The 17,963-nt window shown below is 50.7% G+C and carries 15 protein-coding genes; all 15 read left to right on the forward strand.

Annotated elements, in window-relative coordinates:
- The first annotated feature begins 549 nt into the window (after positions 1-549).
- The 15 genes from LKD71_RS13540 (at position 550) to accB (ending at position 17,940) form a co-directional block, all read left to right on the forward strand.
- Positions 550-2,307, forward strand: a complete 1,758-nt coding sequence (locus LKD71_RS13540) for a sensor histidine kinase (RefSeq protein ID WP_227615872.1) — start codon at positions 550-552, stop codon at positions 2,305-2,307.
- Positions 2,304-3,656, forward strand: coding sequence for a helix-turn-helix domain-containing protein (locus LKD71_RS13545; RefSeq protein ID WP_227615873.1), 1,353 nt, complete (start codon positions 2,304-2,306; stop codon positions 3,654-3,656). Before LKD71_RS13540 ends, LKD71_RS13545 begins: the two co-directional genes overlap by 4 nt.
- Positions 3,657-3,852: 196 nt before the next feature.
- Positions 3,853-5,547, forward strand: a complete 1,695-nt coding sequence (locus LKD71_RS13550) for a type 2 periplasmic-binding domain-containing protein (RefSeq protein WP_227615874.1) — start codon at positions 3,853-3,855, stop codon at positions 5,545-5,547.
- A gap of 105 nt (positions 5,548-5,652) precedes the next feature.
- Positions 5,653-6,573, forward strand: coding sequence for an ABC transporter permease (locus LKD71_RS13555; protein WP_227615875.1), 921 nt, complete (start codon positions 5,653-5,655; stop codon positions 6,571-6,573).
- Between the two features lie 14 nt (positions 6,574-6,587).
- Positions 6,588-7,478: a carbohydrate ABC transporter permease gene (locus LKD71_RS13560; RefSeq protein WP_178045314.1), complete on the forward strand. Its 891-nt coding sequence runs from the start codon at positions 6,588-6,590 to the stop codon at positions 7,476-7,478.
- Positions 7,479-7,499: 21 nt separating this feature from the next.
- On the forward strand, positions 7,500-9,812 hold the full coding sequence (locus tag LKD71_RS13565) for a hypothetical protein (protein ID WP_227615876.1): 2,313 nt from the start codon (positions 7,500-7,502) through the stop codon (positions 9,810-9,812).
- A gap of 117 nt (positions 9,813-9,929) precedes the next feature.
- Positions 9,930-10,784: a YitT family protein gene (locus LKD71_RS13570; protein WP_227615877.1), complete on the forward strand. Its 855-nt coding sequence runs from the start codon at positions 9,930-9,932 to the stop codon at positions 10,782-10,784.
- A gap of 30 nt (positions 10,785-10,814) precedes the next feature.
- Complete coding sequence (locus tag LKD71_RS13575; RefSeq protein WP_227615878.1) at positions 10,815-12,176, forward strand: MATE family efflux transporter; 1,362 nt, start codon at positions 10,815-10,817, stop codon at positions 12,174-12,176.
- A 202-nt stretch (positions 12,177-12,378) separates the two neighbouring features.
- Positions 12,379-13,305: a beta-ketoacyl-ACP synthase III gene (locus LKD71_RS13580; protein WP_227615879.1), complete on the forward strand. Its 927-nt coding sequence runs from the start codon at positions 12,379-12,381 to the stop codon at positions 13,303-13,305.
- Positions 13,306-13,405: 100 nt separating this feature from the next.
- The gene (gene acpP, locus LKD71_RS13585) at positions 13,406-13,630 is read left to right on the forward strand and encodes an acyl carrier protein (protein ID WP_178045309.1); all 225 of its coding nucleotides are present in this window, start codon (positions 13,406-13,408) and stop codon (positions 13,628-13,630) included.
- Between the two features lie 13 nt (positions 13,631-13,643).
- The gene (gene fabK, locus LKD71_RS13590) at positions 13,644-14,585 is read left to right on the forward strand and encodes an enoyl-[acyl-carrier-protein] reductase FabK (protein ID WP_227615880.1); all 942 of its coding nucleotides are present in this window, start codon (positions 13,644-13,646) and stop codon (positions 14,583-14,585) included.
- The gene (fabD, locus tag LKD71_RS13595) at positions 14,578-15,510 is read left to right on the forward strand and encodes an ACP S-malonyltransferase (protein WP_227615881.1); all 933 of its coding nucleotides are present in this window, start codon (positions 14,578-14,580) and stop codon (positions 15,508-15,510) included. Before fabK ends, fabD begins: the two co-directional genes overlap by 8 nt.
- Entirely contained in the window at positions 15,507-16,247 is a 741-nt protein-coding gene (gene fabG, locus LKD71_RS13600) for a 3-oxoacyl-[acyl-carrier-protein] reductase (RefSeq protein ID WP_227615882.1), read from the forward strand. The genes fabD and fabG overlap by 4 nt, the downstream gene beginning before the upstream one ends.
- A 23-nt stretch (positions 16,248-16,270) precedes the next feature.
- Positions 16,271-17,518, forward strand: a complete 1,248-nt coding sequence (fabF, locus tag LKD71_RS13605; protein ID WP_178047178.1) for a beta-ketoacyl-ACP synthase II — start codon at positions 16,271-16,273, stop codon at positions 17,516-17,518.
- A complete protein-coding gene (gene accB, locus LKD71_RS13610) occupies positions 17,515-17,940 on the forward strand; it encodes an acetyl-CoA carboxylase biotin carboxyl carrier protein (protein WP_178047179.1) in 426 nt (141 codons plus the stop codon). Before fabF ends, accB begins: the two co-directional genes overlap by 4 nt.
- The last annotated feature ends 23 nt before the right edge of the window (positions 17,941-17,963 follow it).

Below are 17,963 nucleotides of genomic sequence, written 5' to 3' on the forward strand. Positions count from 1 at the left end.
CATAAATCACTATTTTGTTAGCTGAAATATTGAATTTTTAAGGTACGAATCCCATTTTAGGTATGGGAAGTCTTAGTCACTGATTATCAGATAAAATTATATAAATCGATATCGTAAGATATTGTGTGTCCAAACGTAAGATACCCCGAAGGTCGAAAGACCTCCGGGGTTTTTCTGTTGAGTAAAAAGTTAGAATAAAGTTGTGTATATATTAGAATAGCACTTTAGAAAGCACTATGGTAAAATAAAGCGAAGGTAAATTGGAACTAGATTGTAGATCCTGTCAAAAACAGAATTACAGTCTGCAATTTTGAGACGGAGAACACGGAAGAGTTTTCCTTTTTCAGATCAGGTTAAGGCAGGAATTTATCCGGATCTTTTTATTAATTTTCAAAAATTCAGTTGTAAATTAAGAAGAAGCAGTACGCCCCGCGTCAAAAATTCGGGGCGCTGTTTTGTCTAAACGTCTCATTATTTTGTAAATCTTTACTTTCTATTTGCCATCTTTCTGAAAAATGAGTAAAATGGATGAAAAGAGGGGGATGGGAAATGGAGAGAAAGAGAAATCGTCTGCCGAAATCTTTTGCACGGAGGATCATCAAGGTCTGGTTCGGGGGCGTTTTGGTTCCGTTGCTGATTGTGGAGGCTATGATGCTGGCGCATACTTACCAGATCAACAAGGAAACGGTACGGCAGGGAGTGGAGAACGACTTAAGTCAGGTGTCGGAGGATCTGACGGCACTGATGAACAATATGAACTCTGTCTCCTGGCTTTTGCAGGCGGACAGTACGGTGGGGAAGGATCTTCATTTATATTTTGACGAGACAAGTTCCGTGGCGCGGGCGGAACTGCTGTCATATATGAGAGATCAGATTGCCAATTATGAGGTGGCAAATCCGCTGATTGCGAATATTACTTATCTTTATGTACCTAAAGGGACGACCAATGTTGTTAAGATCAACAGTTCTTCACTGGCAAAGGGAACTCTGCCGGATGAGAAAAATTTTCTGTGCCAGTGGCGGGATATGACTTTTTACGGGCCTCATATGACGGATTCCAAGGTGGCGGCCTATCCGTGTTTTTCTCTTCTTCGGACTTATAAGGGTGAGCGCGACAAGGGCGACATTTATATTTATGTGGAGTCTGGATATAAGTATTTTCAGAAACTGATCCCGGAAGCGGTACTCGGCATGAATCCGATTTTCCTCATAGAATCCAGTGACGGTCAACTGATGTACCGTTCTGATCTGGAAAATCTGGAGGAACTCTCCACGGCAAAAGAGCTTCCGATGGATGAGTATCAGGCTTTTGAGGCGACCCAGACAGGAGACTGGAAAATCCGTCTCCTGGTTCCGACAAAGGAATATTACCAGCAGGTCTATGTCATGGCCCTGAATCTGAGCCTTCTGACCCTGGCATTGATAGCCTTCTGTATTTTAGTTTCTATTTTACAGTGGCAGAGCATTTACCGGCCCTTCACGAAATTTGAAAAAAAGCTCCATCAGATTGTAGCCGACGAGGACATTGAAACGAGGATCGAGGAGATGAACATTCAGGAATTTGATGAGAACGTGGCGCTTCTGCATAAGCTGAAAAATAACATTCTGGTCCTGTTAAACAAGGTGCAGGACGAGGAGAAAAAGCGATCGGAGGCGGAGATCAAGTCCGTTCTCGGCAAGATCAATCCTCATTTTCTCTACAACACGCTGGATACGTTGAAATGGTATGCGGCGGGAAAAAAGGACCGGGAGATGGTTCATTTTATCACGGCCCTGAACAAACTTCTTCTTTATAATATGTCAAAAACCCGGGAGACCACGCTGAAAAGTGAGCTGGAGGCCGTACGCTCCTACATCACGCTTCAGCAGATGAAATACGATCTGGAATTTTACATCGACGAGGGACAGCATCCGGAAATTCTACAGGCGGACATGCCTCGCTTCATCCTTCAGCCCATCGTGGAAAATGCGATCCTTCACAGCGGTGCTGACGATGGAAAAGTTGGCGTGGAGGTGGAACTTCTGGCCAACGGAAAGGTGGCAATCCTGGTGAAAAATACAGGAAAGCCCATCGATCCGGAGAAAATCAAGGATGTGCTGGTCCAGAAGACGGACGTTTCCTCCAACGGCATCGGCCTTCAGTATGTGGCCCGGATGCTGGAAAACCGCTTTGGGGACAATTTCGAGCTGAAGGCGGAGCGGACGGAGGACGGCATGAACGTGCTGGAGATCTGTATTCCTTTTGATCCGGTGGAGGTCGTTTTGGGAGAAAGCAGCATAAAGATAGGGGAGGTTTTGCGGAAATGATACGAGTATTTGTGGTAGATGACGAGAAGCTGGTGCGAAGAGGCATCATCGGACTGATCGACTGGGAAAAATACGGGATGGAAGTGGTTGGCGATTCCGGAAACTCCCAGGAGACGCTGGAATTTCTGAAAAGAGAAGAGGTAGACCTCCTTTTTTCGGATCTTGAGATGCCGGGACTTTCCGGTGTGCCGTTTCTACAGGAAGTGAAAAAGGTCCGGCCAGAGATTCAGATTGTGGTGCTGACCATGCATCAGGAATTTGAGCTGATTCAGCAGAGTCTCCGGGTAGGCATTCTGGATTACATCACCAAGGCCCAGATAGAAGGGGAAAATGTGGACGCTTTCATGGAGAGCATCCGGGAGCGCTATCGGGAGACTGTGCGCTATACGCAGCTGAGCGAGCGGCGGGTAGGGCCTGAGGAGATCTCCATTTGGGAAGCGCCGGATAAAAAACAGGGAAAAGCCTTTGCAGGTCTTTTAAAAAAAGCGGGAGTTAGCTTTGAAAAACTGGATGACCGGCATCTTCTCCTTCAGGAAGGGGTACAGACAGACGAATTTTTAAAGGCACCGGAGGCCGAACAAAGTTCGCTGATCTGTTTGGCGGAAGTAAAAGGCATCGCTTACAGCCAGCTGGAGGATCTCTTAAAAGGAACCGTGAAGGAAAAACTTTTTCAGGACAGGGAGCCCGGAAGAATGGTCTATGAGTACTGCTATCCGGAGCTTGTGAACACGCAGCCGGGCGAGTCCAGAAAGACAGTGCTGGAACTCTCCATGAAGATGGAATTTATGCTGGTGCAGAAGGTCTATGAGGAGACGCTGGAGATTATCCGTCATGCGGCCCTGAATAACGAGGAACGGGTGGCGGCCTTTTATCACTTCAACCTCCACTGGTGTGAATTTTCCGGAAAGGATTTCAGCCGGTATTTCGAGGAAGTGGGCTCCTTCCGCTGGTGGTACGAGTGGAAGGGCTGGTTTGACGAGATCCGGAAAAAAGTGCTGGAGCGGGTCGGCGAAGACAGGGAAGAGCTGGAGAGCATCCAGGCGATTCATCAGGCCATGAATTACATCCGGGAACATATGGACCGGGAGATCACGCTGGAAGAACTTTTACGGCTCACAGGAATGAGCAAGAGCTATTTTTCCAGAAATTTCAAGGACGTGACGGGAAAGACTTTTGTCACCTATCTGAACGATATGCGGATCGAGACGGCAAAAAAGTATCTGACGGAGACAAAACAGCCGATTTACTGGATCGCCAGCCAGGTAGGCTATGTGGATGAACACTATTTTCGTAGAGTTTTCCGGGAACGGACCGGAGTTACCCCAAAACAGTTTCGTGAAAAGTACTAAAAAACGGAAAAATTACATAGAAAATTAGTTAAACAGGATAATGGTATTCAAAAAAGGGGACAATCGTATTTGCAAAATAAACAAAATATGATTCTCCCCTTTTTAGATACAAATGACTCTGGGTTTGAAGCGGAAAGAAATTTATAATAGGTTTATCAACAAAAGGAGTGAAAACAAGAACAAGGAGGAAAAGAGTATGAAAAAGAAAACAATCTCAGTTCTGTTGTCAGCAATGATGGCAGCCGGATGCCTGGTCGTACCGGCAGCTGCATCCGAGTCAAAAAGCGTAGAAGACCTTCTTCTCGAGCCCTACGAGGAAACTGTTGACATCCATGTAGTGCTTCAGTACCGTGAGTCTGAGGATCCGCTGACCCCGACCGACTGTACACCGGAGACTTCCACCGCAGTTAAGAAACTGAAAGAGGATCTGAACATCAACCTGATCTATGACTGGATCGTAAACGCAGATCAGTACGATGAGAAATTCGGTGCAGAGCTTGCAGCAGGAAACCTGCCCGACGTATTTATGGTAGGCCCGAACGATTTTGAGGATCTGGCCAGCCAGGGCGGTCTTGCAGATCTGACAGAGGCTTATGAGACCTATAAATGTGATGCACTGGATAACATTTTCAACTATGACGGAAATTTCCTGAACGTAGGAACCAAGGATGGCAGCGTGTACGGTCTTCCGATGGGAACCGATCCCGCTCAGGCAACTTCCCAGATGTACTACAACATGACACAGCTGGAGAGCGTAGGAATCACTTCTGTGGATCAGCTTCCGAAGACCATCGATGAGTTTGAGGCTCTCTGCGACAAACTGATGGAGACCGATTACGACGGCGACGGTGAGGTTGGAGGCCCCATACTTCCAGCCTGCAAGAACTACATGGATGCTCAGCTCGGCGATTTCACCCCGTTCTTCCATGCATATGAGACCTGGAACTCCGGCTGGTATGACAAAGACGGTACTTTACAGTATGCTGGTATCGACGAGGGAATCAAGACCACTCTTACCAAACTGAACGAGTGGTACAACAAAGGCTACTTCCAGAAAGACTTTGCAGCTTATGATATCTGGGCAGCAGATTCACCCGTTGTAAACGATATCGTAGCCGGCAAATATGCCATCGTTCCCGGTTCCTGGTGGATTCCGAACTGGCCGCTGAACAGCAATAAGGTAGAGCATCCGGAAGCAAACTGGGTAGTTGGACCGAACCTTTCCGTAGATGGCGAGCAGCCGACCATCATGCTTGACCGCTATCCGGTAAGCACCTTCGTAGTGGCCGGACGCGACTGCAAGAACCCGGAAGCAATCTTTAAAATGATGTACTGGTCCTGGAAATACTGCACAGAGAACAGCAACCCTGATGTACAGAACGCTATGACTGAGGAAGAGCAGACCGAATGGCACAGCTACGTTTATACCTGGCTTCCGTACCGTATTTATTCCCCGACCTCTCTGAGAATCAACTATGAGACCATCAATAAACTGATTGATGAAGGAAAAACAGAGATTACAGAAGAAGATGCAGCTGGTAATGAGGAGTTCTGGGGTGCATGGGCATCTTACCTGAACTATAAAGAGAATCCGGATGATGGAGTTGCCTGGGGTACTTACTTCAGCCGTCTGGCTCCGGATGGCGGTGTTGCCAACATGATCAAGACTGTGGAAAGCGCAGATATCATCTATGATGAAGTATACGTTACTACACCTGCAATGATCTCCAGACAGTCTGAACTGAACAAACTCCGTGACAATACCTTCTTAGCTATTATCATGGGCGAGTCTCCCGTAGATTACTTTGATACCTTTGTTGAGCAGTGGAAAGCTCAGGGCGGCGATGAAATTTCGGCAGAAGTAAATGAGTGGTATCAGAGCGAGAAATAAAAACAAGTGAGTTTTAGGAAAATTGCCATATTTTACAGATATGCCGGATCTGCCGATAATGCCTGTGAAATATGGCATTTTCTTTTGAAAGAGAGGAGAGCGTTTATGGAAAACAATAAGCCAAAGAAAAGAAAAAAGAGCCTTTACCGTACCAGGGAGCTTCATCTGATGCTGTTTCCCGCGGTGATCTTTACCGCACTGTTCTGTTATCTGCCCATCGGCGGCCTGATCATGGCCTTTCAGGATTTCAAACCCCTGCTGGGCTTCCAGAAATCTGCTTTCGTGGGTCTGAAACAGTTCCATTATATTTTTACGATGCCGAGCTTCCGTCAGGCCTTTGTCAACACGATCATCATTGCATTTTTTAAGATTACCCTGAGTATTCTTGTTCCCCTTGTTTTATCTCTGATGCTGAACGAAGTGACCAAGAGCTGGTTCAAACGTTCCGTTCAGACCATCGTCTTCATTCCGTACTTTTTCTCCTGGGCAATTCTCGCAGGAATGGTGCTGGAGATCTTCGCCTACGACGGCGTAATCAACAACGTACTGGAAAGTCTTTTTGGAATGGAATCTATCGCCTTCCTCGTAAGCAACAAATATTTCCGGACCATCGTCATCGGTTCCGATGTGTGGAAAGGTATGGGATATAATACCGTACTTCTTCTGGCAGCGATCACCAACGTGGATCCGACGCTCCACGAGGCCGCTCAGGTGGACGGAGCCGGACGCTGGAAACAGATGCTTCATGTGACCCTGCCGGGTATCATGCCCATGGTGGCAGTTCTCACCGTGCTTGGTCTTGGCGGCATCCTGAACGCCGGTTTCGAGCAGATCCTGATCATGTACAACCCGACTGTAGAGAAGACTGTAGATATTCTCGATACGCTGGTTTACCGTCTCGGTATGGTGAGCCATCAGTATTCCGCAGCAGCAGCCATGGGACTTTTCAAATCCGTGATCTCCCTTCTCTTTGTAGGAACCAGCTACTGGATTCTCTATAAGAAGAGTGATTACCGGGTATTTTAAAGGAGGTGTGACAGATGAAAATTAAACATTCAAAATCTTACTATGTGTATCAGGTTTTTAATACCATTATTCTGACGCTGGTAACGCTGTCCTGTATTTTCCCGATTCTTCATGTGTTCGCCATGTCCTTAAGCGACAGCACCGCTGCCATGGCAGGCCGCGTAACCTTTTTCCCGGTGGATTTTTCACTTGCCGCTTATGAGTACCTGATCAAGAAAAAAGATTTCTTCCATTCTGTGGCCATCTCCGGAGGAAGAGTTGTTGTCGGTACGGCTTTCAACATGATTCTCATCGTGCTGACTGCTTATCCGCTTGCCCGCCCGACGTCTCAGTTCCGCGGAAGAACAGCCTATATGATCTATTTTGCCATCACGATGTTCCTGGGCGGCGGCCTGATCCCGACCTACATGGTCATCAAGAACCTGCATCTTCTGAATACTTTCTGGGTACTGGTTCTGCCCTGCGCCATGAATATCTGGAACGTTATCATTATGATGAACTTTATCAGGGGCTTACCGAGGTCCGTTGAGGAAGCGGCTTTCGTGGATGGAGCCAACCACTGGCAGACGCTGTTCCGCGTAATCCTGCCGATGTCCAAGCCCTCCCTGGCTTCCCTGCTTCTGTTCTCAATGATCGGCCACTGGAATTCCTGGTTTGACGGCATGTTCTACATGAATAACCCGAACAACTACCCGATGGCAACCTATCTGGCCACTCAGATCATCAACAACAACCAGACCATGACAAACATGACGCCGGAGCAGCTGGCCCTTCTTTCCTCCTTAAGTGAGAAGACTGTGCGAAGCGCCCAGCTCTTTATCTCCATCATCCCGATTCTGGTGGTTTATCCCTTCCTTCAGAAGTTCTTTGTAAAAGGTATCACCGTGGGATCTGTAAAAGAGTAACGGAAAGGAGCCTGTTTTCAGATGAGCTATGCAGAGGTAAAAAAAGTAAACGGAAGTCCGGCCCTGGTGATCGATGGAAAAACTCATCCGCCCATGGCCATGACTGTGCGGTTTAATAAGCCGGATTATATCCATGATTTAGGGCAGTCAGGCATGAAGGTCTTTTTCCTGATGACCAATACGGAATGGCTCCGGCCGGGAAAAGACTATGTGGACGAAAACGGGGAAAAACAGCACGAGCCCAGCGGAATGGAAGCGTTCATCCATAATGCGGAGGTTCTCTTAAAGGAAGTGCCCGACGCCTACATCATCGTCCGGATCGGCCTTCATCCACCGGTAGACTGGATGGAAGAGAATCCTGATGAGCTGATTACCTATCAGGATGGAAGTCACGAGCCCTCCATTCTCATGTCGGAGGTACATAAGGACGATGTTCCGGGCATGTATGTGTTTGCTTCAGAAAAATGGCAGCACGACGCCCGGGAAGCATTGAAGGAGTTCTGCGACAAGGTGGATACGCTCTGGTTTAAGGACCGCGTGATCGGTTACTTTCTGGCGGCAGGCGGCACTTCCGAGTGGTATCCGGTGAACAGCATCTACGACCGGGCCAAAGGAAAATACGGCGATTTCTCCCCGGCTTTTCGGAAGGCTTATGGAAAATTCCTGCGGGGCCGCTATGGAACTGAGGAAAAGCTTCGGAAGGCCTGGAAAAAGGAGGATGCCTCCTTTGAAAATCCCATTATTCCAGAAATTGACGAGCAGTTCTACATTTATGTGGAAGAGGGCATCATGGATGCCATGAAATATTACGAGAGCGCGAACCGGATCGTGGGAAAAAGCATCGATATGAATGAGAAAAAGGCCGCCAATCTGGGTGTGTTCCTGAATATGGAGGATTACCGTTATGTGGCGGATTTCTACGATGCCCTCCATCAGGCCACGGCGGAAGCGATTATCTTTTTCGCGAAGGTCTTAAAAGAGCGCTATCAGGGAAAAATCGTGGGAGCCTTCTACGGTTCCTATGGCTGTACGGATTTCTTCAACAGCACGACAGCTACGGCTACTCTGCCGATTCTGGACTGTGGAGCTGTGGATTTCCTGGCGGCTCCGGGCGTTTACAACAACCGGGAGCCCGGCGGCAGCGTGGCTCAGCGTGAGATGCAGGATTCCTTCCGGCTCCGCGGCGAGATGTTCGTGGCGGAGGAGGATAGCCGGACCCATCTTGAAGATACTTTTTATCGGGATGCCATGGGACTCTATGACGTGCGTGACAGTATCGTAACGCTGAAAAGAGACTTCTCCCGGGTGCTGACGGATGACATTTACGCCTGGTGGTTTGACCAGCACGAGACCGGCGGAAGATATATGCATTCGGAGATTTATAAACTTTTCAAACGGCAGGAAGAGATTGCCGAGTTTGCCTACAGCCTGAACCGGGAAAAGAAAAACGAGATCGCGTTCATCTACGATCAGGAAAGCTGCCATACGGTGTCCATGTATACAAACACACTGATGCTGGATTATTACCGGACCTCGGATCTTCCGCGGATCGGCGCTTCGGTGGACTACTATTTCCATGACGATATGGGAAGAGAAGATATGCCGGACTATAAATTCTATGTGATGATGAACCTTTTCGATATCAGCGACAAGGAGCGGGAGATCATCATTCAGAAGGCAAAGAAAAACCATGCCGTGGTGCTCTGGCTCTACGCTCCGGGCTTCATCAATCCGGACCGGGATCAGGTGATGGCAAATGAGAATATCCAGGAGCTCACAGGCTTCAAGGTGGGCCGCTTCGACCACACCTGCTCTCCGCGGTTTAAGGTGACGAACCTCGACCATCCGGCCGTACGCTATGCGGTGGAGGACCGGCGCTACGGATACATTGACCGGGACGTTCACAGCAATGTCTGGCTGGAAAATGTGATTCTTCCGCCTTACATGAATCCGGGCTTCTATATTGACGATCCGGAGGCAACGATTCTCGGAACTTACTGTGAGATGGGAGTTCCGGCCTACGGTCTGAAGGAGATGGATGGCTGGACCAGCGTCTACTGTGCGCCTCAGATTCTCCGCTCCGAGCTGCTGGCTTCCTTGGCAGAGTATGCAGGCTGCCACCTCTACAATAAGGACGATGACGTCCTCTACTCTAACCAGAACTTTGTGACGATTCACGCAGCCTATAAAGGAAAACACACCCTCTATTTCAAAGAGCCGGTGAGTCCCTACGAGGTTTACGAAAAACAGTATTACGGCCATAACGTGACCAGTATCGAGCTGGAGATGCGGATGGGCGATACGAAGATGTTTTCCCTCAAAGGGGAATGTTAAAAAAAGAAATGCGCTCCGGGCTAAAAATGCGGGGCGCATTTCTTTTTACGATAAGGCTTGTTAAGTCCGGCGAAAGAGGGTAGAATGAAGGAAAAGTAATGTTTTTGGGAGGTTGTTTTGAACAGAAAACTGAATACGAAGGATCTTATAAAGGAGACAGTGATCCTGACCGCAGCGGTGGCCATCATCGCGGCGGCTGTCTATTTTTTCCTGGTGCCGAGCCATGCGTCGGTGAGCAGTATCTCCGGTCTTGGTATCGTGCTCTCGAACTTTGTGCCGCTGCCGTTGTCGGCTATTACAATGATTCTGAACGTGGTGCTTTTGATTATTGGCTTTTTCACCTGCGGAAAAGAGTTCGGCGTGAAGACCGTCTACACCAGCATTTTGCTGCCGGTGTTCTTAGGGGTTTTTGAGAAGGCGTTTCCGGGCGGTATTTCCCTGACGGACAGTCAGGAGCTGGACGTGCTCTGCTACATCCTGGTGGTAAGTGTGGGCCTGAGCATTCTTTTTAACCGGAATGCATCCTCCGGCGGCCTGGATATTGTGGCGAAAATCATGAACAAATATCTTCACATGGAATTGGGAAAGGCCATGTCCCTTTCCGGCATGTGCGTGGCCCTCTCCGCGGCCCTGGTCTATGACAAGAAAACCGTGGTTTTAAGTGTTCTTGGAACCTATTTCAATGGTATTATCCTGGATCACTTCATTTTCGATCATAACATCAAGCGCCGCGTCTGTATCATCACGAAAAAAGAAGAGGAGCTTCGGAAATTTATCATCAACGATCTGCACAGCGGGGCTACGGTCTATGAGGCCATCGGCGCTTACAACGGGCAGAAACACAATGAAATCATCACGATTGTGGACAAGAGTGAGTACCAGAAGCTTATGAATTACATGAACCACGAGGATCCGAAGGCTTTCATCACGGTTTACAATGTATCTGACATGCACTATCAGCCCAAACGCTGACGACGGAAGAACGAAAGGAGAAAAAAGAAAATGTCAACATCTATGGTAAAGGGCAATCCGCTGAAGCTCATGCTCCATTTTGCCCTGCCGCTTCTCATCGGAAACCTGCTGCAGCAGACCTATAACATCATTGACGCGGCCATTGTTGGGCAGATCTTAGGAGCAAAGGCCCTGGCGAGCGTCGGAGCCAGCAGCAGCGTGCAGTTTCTGGTTTTAGGCTTCTGCATGGGAAGCTGTACGGGCTTCGGTGTACCGGTGGCCAAATATTTTGGCGGCAACAATCTGGAAAAAATGAGAGATTACATATTTAACGGAGCAGTTCTGGTTGGTATTATTGCCGCAGTGGTGACGACAATCTGCGCGGTTTTCTGCCCCCAGATCCTGCATCTTTTATCTGTGCCGGAGGATATCTTTGACGGGGCCTATGCCTACCTGATTATCATTTTCCTCGGGATTCCTTTTACCCTGATGTACAACTATCTCTCCGGTATTCTCCGTTCCGTGGGAGACAGCCGGACACCCTTTATGTTCCTGGCCTTTTCCGCCTGCCTGAATATTTTCCTGGATCTTTTCTGCATCGTGGTGCTGAAATGGGGCTGCGCGGGAGCTGCCATCGCAACGATTCTTTCCCAGGCCATCAGCGGTTCCCTCTGCCTGGTCTTTATCATCAGGAAAATGGACCTTCTCTGGCTGAAAAAATCTAACCGGGTCGTAAAAGGAAGCGCCGTAAAAGAGCTCCTTCTCATGGGAATTCCCACGGGCCTTCAGTTTTCCATCACGGCCATTGGAAGCATGGTCATGCAGTCCGCCAACAACGGACTGGGAAGCGTCTGTGTTTCCGGTTTCACCGCAGGTATGAGGATCAAGCAGTTTACTATGTGTCCCTTTGACGCTTTTGCTACAGCAGCTTCCGTGTTCTGCAGTCAGAACCTGGGAGCAGGCAAAGCCGACCGGATCAAACAGGGACTTCGCCAGGGTATTGCCGTGGCTGTGGGTTACGGAGCCTTTGCAGGTCTCATTCTGATCTTTGCAGGGCGGACACTCTCGATGATCTTTGTCAGCAAAGATTCCGTGGAGGTGCTGGACGCCTCCGCCAAATATCTCCGTTGTATGGGATATTTCTACTGGACTTTGGGCATTCTGAATGTCTGCCGTATGGTGACGCAGGGCCTTGGCTATTCCGGCAGAGCCGTCTTTTCCGGTGTCATGGAGATGCTGGCCCGGACGATTGTGAGCCTTGGCTTTGTGGGAATGTTTGGTTTTACTGCGATCTGTTTTGCCGATCAGACAGCCTGGGTGGCAGCGAGCCTCTATATTGCGCCGACGTGTCTCTATTGCATCAGGAAGTCTACGAAGAAGCTGGAAGCGGAGAAAGCAATGCAGCAGGGGTGAGAAATATACCGGGCTGCTTTGCGTAAGTGTGAAAAAAGAATAGGGTTTCGTTAATGGTTTCGGAAATCAATTTCGTCGTTGATTTCCGGAACCATTTTTTGAATCTGAAAAATGTTGAAAAATCAACTTGACAAAATACTTTGACTGAAATATAATTTGAAAGTCAAAATATTTAATATTAAAAACAATCAGGAAGAAAACAATGACAGGAAAAATATGTGGAACAGGAGCCTACATTCCGGAGAAGATCCTGGATAACGAGGCTCTCTCAAAGCTTGTGGACACCAGCGACGAGTGGATCCGAAGCCGCACGGGGATCCGAAGGCGGCACATCGCCGGAGAAAAAGAAACCGTGGCTTTCATGGCGGGTGAGGCGGCGAAGGCGGCCCTTCAGAACGCGAAGGTAAATGGAAGCGCGGTGGAACTGATCCTGGCAGCCACGATGTCGGCGGAGGAAGCCATGCCGGGAGTGGCGGCCCGGGTCCAGCAGACCATCGGGGCCAAAGGGGCGGCAAGCTTTGACATCAACAGCGCCTGTACCGGTTTTCTGGCAGCGCTGAATACCGCCCAAACTTATATTGAGGCCGGGATCTATAAAACCGTTCTGGTGGTGGGAGCTGAGAAGCTCTCGAGCCTTGTGGACTGGAATGACCGGAACAGCTGCATCCTTTTCGGAGATGGAGCCGGGGCGGTGGTGTTAAAGGCAGATCCGGAGGGCCTTTATGTACAGGTGAGCCACAGCGAGGGTGAGAAGGGACAGGCCCTGACTGCACCGAAAAACGGCTTCCTTCAAATGGACGGCCGGGCGGTGTTTGAGTTTGCGGTTTCCCGGGTGCCCGAGGTGATCCGGGAGGTTTTAAAGAAGGCCGGCATTGAAAAAGAAGAAGTGGACTTTTACCTTCTTCATCAGGCAAACCGCCGGATCATAAGCGCCGCGGTGAAACGGCTGGGCCTTGAGGAGGAACGCTTCCCCATGAATATGGAAGAATACGGAAATACCTCCGCTGCCAGCATTCCCATCCTTCTGTATGAGGAGAACCGGCGGGGAAAATTGAAAAAAGACAGCCTTCTGGTACTGTCCGGCTTTGGCGGAGGCCTGACCTACGGAGCTTCCCTGCTCCGCTGGTAAAAGTCCAGGTGAATGCAGCTTTTCTGGAGACAGTGTCTGGCATTCTGGCGGATCAGATGAGATGGACGTTATCAATGAAAAATCAAAGGAGAATACGAAAATGTTAGAAAAAATCAAAGAAATCATTGCAGAATCCCTTGGAACCGAAATCAGCACCCTGACGGAGGAGACCAGCTTTAAGGAAGATCTGGGAGCAGATTCCCTGGATCTTTTTGAGATGGTGATGGCACTCGAGGAGGCCTTCAATGTGGAGATTCCTTCCGAGGATCTGGAGAAGATCAAGACGATCAAAGATGTGAAAGATTACATCGAAAAGCTGCAGTAAGGAGACGATGAAAATGAAAACAGAGATCACAGCGCTTCTTGGAACCGAATACCCCATCATCCAGGGCGGAATGGCCTGGGTGGCAGAATACCATCTGGCGGCGGCTGTCTCCGAGGCCGGGGGCCTTGGCATCATCGGGGCTGCCAACGCTCCGGCTGCCTGGGTGCGGGAGCAGATCCACAAGGTCCGGGAGCTGACCGGAAAGCCCTTCGGTGTCAACGTTATGCTCATGAGCCCTTATGCCGCAGAGGTGGCAGAGGTCATTGCCGAGGAAAAAGTACCGGTGGTGACAACAGGAGCCGGAAATCCGGAAAAATACATGGAGCTCTGGAAAAATGCCGGAGTAAAAGTGATTCCGGTGGTGGCTTCCACGGCCCTGGCGAAACGGATGGAGCGCTGCGGGGCTGATGCTGTCATCGCAGAAGGCTGTGAATCCGGCGGTCATGTAGGCGAGACGACGACGATGGCCCTGGTGCCCCAGGTGGTGGATGTGGTAGAGAACATTCCGGTTATCGCTGCCGGCGGAATCGGCGACGGCAGAGGCATCGCGGCGGCTTTCATGCTGGGAGCTAGAGGCGTGCAGCTGGGAACCTGTTTCGTGGCGACGAAGGAAGCCCAGGTTCATGAAAACTACAAGCAGGCCATCATCAAGGCGAAGGATATCGACACCCGGGTGACGGGAAGAACCACGGGCCATCCGGTCCGGGCTCTGAGAAATCAGATGACGAAAGAATATCTGAAAAAAGAGGCCGAGGGCGCGTCTTTTGAGGAGCTGGAGGCTATGACTCTGGGAAGCCTCAGAAAAGCCGTTCTGGAGGGAGACATCCGAAACGGAAGCATGATGGCAGGCCAGATTGCAGGTCTTGTGAAAGAGGAGCTTTCCTGTAAAGACCTGATTGATAAGCTGGTAAAAGAGACAGACGCATTACTGAAAGGAACCGGGATTTATGAGTAGAGTAGCTTTCCTTTTCCCGGGGCAGGGAGCCCAGAGAGCAGGCATGGGAAAAGATTTTTACGAGGTATCGGCGGTTGCCCGGAAGGTCATCGACGAGGCCGGCGAGTGGCTGGGCCTGGACTTAAAAAAGCTCTGTTTTGAGGAAGACGAGCGGCTGAATCAGACCGAGTATACCCAGGCTGCGCTTCTGACTGTCTGCCTTGCCATGGAAAAAACACTGGAAACCTACGGCATTTTTCCGGAGGTGACGGCGGGCTTAAGCCTGGGAGAATACTGTGCCATCGAGACGGCCGGAGCCCTTTCCCTAAAGGATGCGGTCCTCACGGTACGGAAGAGGGGACTCCTCATGGCGGAAGCCGTTCCCGCCGGAGTGGGAGCGATGGCGGCAGTTCTCGGGATGGATGCAGCAGCAATTCAGGCTGTGATTCAGAACAGAGAAGGCGTCTGGATTGCCAACGACAACTGCCCGGGGCAGCTGGTCATTACCGGAGAGAAAACGGCGGTGGAGGAGGCTGGTATCCTTTTAAAGGAAGCCGGAGCCAGGAGGGTCCTGCCCTTAAAGGTCAGCGGACCGTTTCATTCACCCTTGTTGAACACAGCAGGGGAAAAGCTGGCGGAGGTTTTGGCACCCTGTAAGCTTTCCGGGCTGAAAATTCCCTATATTTCCAACACACTGGCAGAGCCGGTGACGGACAAAACAAAGATCAAAGATCTTCTGACACGGCAGATCAGCTCTCCGGTGCGCTGGAGGGAGAGTATGGAGGAGCTCATCCGGGAAGGAGTGGGCACCTTCATCGAGATCGGACCGGGGAAAACACTGAGCGGTTTTCTGAAAAAAATCGACCGAAACGCTGTGGTTTACTCCATTCAGACCATGGAAGATCTTGAGAAAACAGTGGAACTTTTAAAGGGGAGAAATCTATGATAGAAAAAAGAGTTGCCCTGGTGACGGGGGCCTCCCGGGGAATCGGAAGAGCCATCGCCTTAAGACTGGCGGAGGATGGCTGCTTCGTTATCATTAACTATCGGGGGGCCAAGGAAAAAGCGGAGGAAGTAAAAGCAGAGATCGAGAACAGGGGCGGCGAGGTGATGCTTTACCCCTGTGATGTGGCTGATTTTGAGGCCTGCGGAGCGATGTTTCAGGATGTAATCCAAACCATAGGCCGTATTGACGTGCTGGTGAACAATGCGGGCATCGTAAAGGACGGTCTTCTCATGGCCATGAAAGAGGAGGATTTCTCAAAGGTTGTGGATGTGAACCTCAAAGGAACTTTTCACTGCATCCGCCACGCAGCCCGGCAGATGATCAGACAGAGAAGCGGCCGTATCGTCAACATGGCCTCCGTGGTGGGAATCCAGGGAAATGCGGGACAGGCCAACTATGCGGCCTCCAAAGCCGGTATCATCGGCCTTACCAAGGCAGCGGCGCGGGAGCTGGCGGGCCGGGGAATCACGGTGAATGCCGTGGCTCCGGGCTTTATTGAGACCGATATGACGGCCGCCCTCTCCGAAAAAGTCAGGGCGGGAGCTATAGAGCATATCCCTCTGGGAAGCTTTGGACAGCCGGAGGATGTGGCCGAAGCAGTCGCCTTTCTGGCCTCGGAAAAAGCCGGCTATATCACCGGCCAGGTGCTTTCCGTGGACGGCGGCATGGCAATGTAAGAGAATAGCGGAGGATGATAGAGATGAAACGAAGAGTTGTGGTGACGGGTCTGGGCGCGGTGACTCCCATCGGAAACACCGCGGAAGCTTTCTGGGCAGGCGTGCGGGCCGGAAAGGTGGGCATCGGACCGATCACGAAATTTGATACGACGGATTATAAAGTAAAAATCGCGGCGGAAGTGAAGGATTTTGACCCGAAGAGCCGGCTGGACGCGAAAGCGGCCCGGAGAATGGAGCTTTTTTCCCAGTATGCTGTGGCTGCGGCTCTGGAAGCTGTGGAAAATGCCAGCCTTTCCATGGAAGCGGAGGATCCCTACCGGGTGGGCGTCATCGTCGGCTCCGGCGTGGGGAGCCTCCAGGCCATGGAAGCAGCCGGTGAGAAAATCATAACGAAGGGCCCCAACCGGGTAGATCCCCTGCTGGTGCCGAAAATGATCACAAATATGGCGGCGGGAAACATCTCCATCGCTCTGGGAGCCAGAGGAAAATGCACGAATGTGGTGACGGCCTGCGCCACCGGAACTCACTGCATCGGGGACGCCTTCCGGGCGATCCAGTACGGAGATGCGGACATCTGCCTGGCTGGAGGAACAGAGGGAGCCATCTGCCCCACCGGGGTAGCTGGATTTACGAACCTCACGGCTTTGAGCACGAACCCGGATCCCCTTCGCGCTTCGATTCCCTTTGACAAAGACCGTTCCGGTTTTGTGCTGGGAGAAGGTGCCGGTATTGTGGTTCTGGAGGAGCTCTCCCATGCGAAAAAGAGGGGGGCAAAGATTCTGGCGGAGCTTGTGGGCTATGGAGCAACCTCCGATGCCTACCACATCACCTCTCCTCTGGAGGATGGAAGCGGCGCGGCCAAAGCGATGACGCTGGCTATGGAGGAGGCTGGAGTGCAGCCGGAGGAAGTGGAGTATATCAACGCCCACGGCACCGGTACCGCTCACAATGACCTTTTTGAGACCCGGGCCATCAAGGCAGCTTTTGGGGAGGCGGCAAAAAAAGTTTCCATCAATTCCACGAAATCCATGACGGGCCATCTTCTGGGAGCGGCCGGAGGTGTGGAGTGTATCGTCTGCGTCAAGGCTCTTCAGGAGGGCTTCATCCATCAAACCATGGGAACGACCGAAACCGAGGGCGAGATGGATCTCGATTACACGATCGGCGCACCGAAAGAGCGGAACATCCGCTATGCCATGAGCAATTCCCTGGGCTTTGGCGGCCACAACGCCACCATTCTTCTGAAGGCTTACGAGGAGGAAGAAGCATGAATTTTGAAGAAATGCTGCGGCTCATCGACAAGGTCTCCGATTCTTCCTTGAGTTCTTTTGAATATGAAACAGAAGAGCTGAAGCTTTCGATCCAGTGCGGGGAAAAAGCCGTGCTGACAGCGACTCCGGCAGTTTCAGAGACAGAGCTCCGAGAAAACGTTTCCGGAAAAAAGGAGGAGCCGCCGGAAGGAAAACTGGTCAAATCGCCGCTGGTAGGCACGTTTTATGCGGCACCTTCCCAGGACGCAGCCCCCTATGTGAAGGTGGGTGATCCGGTGAAAAAAGGCCAGGTGTTGGCTATCGTGGAAGCTATGAAGCTGATGAACGAGATCGAGAGCGATTTCGACGGAACGGTAGCGGAAGTCTATGTGAAAAACGGCGAGAGCGTCGAGTACGGAATGCCGCTTTTCCGGATTGTGTGAGCGGCTGTGTGGATGAAAAGCAC

The organism is Fusicatenibacter faecihominis (assembly GCF_020686945.1).
Lineage (GTDB): Bacteria > Bacillota > Clostridia > Lachnospirales > Lachnospiraceae > Limivivens > Limivivens faecihominis.